We start from the raw sequence: 1,000 nt of genomic DNA on the forward strand, positions 1-1,000 counted from the left end.
GTGCCCGCCAGGACGGGGGTGGCGTCCCGGTTGGGGTCGTCCTTGTTGATCCCGGCGTCCTTGCCGGTTTCCATATACTCCCGCAGCTGGATGCGCGCGAAGATGGGGATGTCCCCGAAGTTCTCCACATAGATGTCTTTGTTGCTGCCGTTGAAGTCGTCGTGCAGCCTTCCGCCCGGATTGCCACCGGAGGCCGCCTCGTTGAGCGCCGTCTGGCTGATGGAGCGCCAAGCGTAGGTCCCCGTCAGAGCGATGACCATCACCAGCACCGCCGCAACGACGGCGGATACCTGTTTTTTGCGTTTCGATTGCATGTTCGTTCCCCTCTCCTATGAAATAAAAAGTGGTAATAACCCTTGCCGGTTTAAGACACATAATCTACCCACAAAGCGGGAATCACGCAGTATGTATCATCGACAGGGCCACTGGCAAAAATGCCCGAATCACTGACAACGGCCAAACCAGTGGAATACCTAGTCGGCGAACGCAACCAAGCGTACTTGCCAGTATGACCGTTCATACTCGCAAATATCCTCATGTTCACATCCGGAACAAGGATGCTGTTGCCGTAGGTGTAATCCTGTGCATTGGCTGTCACAGTTTCGTTAACGGTGCCAAACAAATCCGCCTCGGAGAGCAGGAACACCTTGTCCTGGGTAGTAATCCAAGTGGTGGCGTTATACTGACTCCGGGTGGTGATATCCGTCTGCACAGCTTTTCCCTTCAGAACCGTTGTCTTGTTCAGCCAAGTTCCGTTCAAATATGTTCTTAATGCACTATTCTGCCATGCATTAGATGTAGAATTATTAAACTCCCGCTGTTCAACCGGGTCTTTCGCCCAAAGCAGCGCCTTCCCGTTATCCTTCACCAGCACGTACCACTCGACCCCGTCTATCGTCACCGTGGTGGTGCTGCCCGCCGTCACGCTGGGGATGTCCTCAAAATCCAGCGGCTTGACCGTGATGGTCTTATACGTCCTGAGCCCCGCCATCTCCTGGGA

Annotated in this window: 2 protein-coding genes; both read right to left on the minus strand. The window is 54.5% G+C overall.

Going from position 1 to position 1,000, the window contains the following annotated elements; translation table 11 throughout:
* Nucleotides 1–314: hypothetical protein (locus H8730_RS17385; protein ID WP_249290308.1), on the minus strand; the 314-nt coding region annotated here is incomplete at its 3' end.
* Nucleotides 315–364: 50 nt separating this feature from the next.
* Nucleotides 365–1,000: DUF6273 domain-containing protein (locus H8730_RS17390; protein ID WP_249290309.1), on the minus strand; the 636-nt coding region annotated here is incomplete at its 5' end.

This window comes from Bianquea renquensis (assembly GCF_014384895.1).
Lineage (GTDB): Bacteria > Bacillota > Clostridia > Lachnospirales > Bianqueaceae > Bianquea > Bianquea renquensis.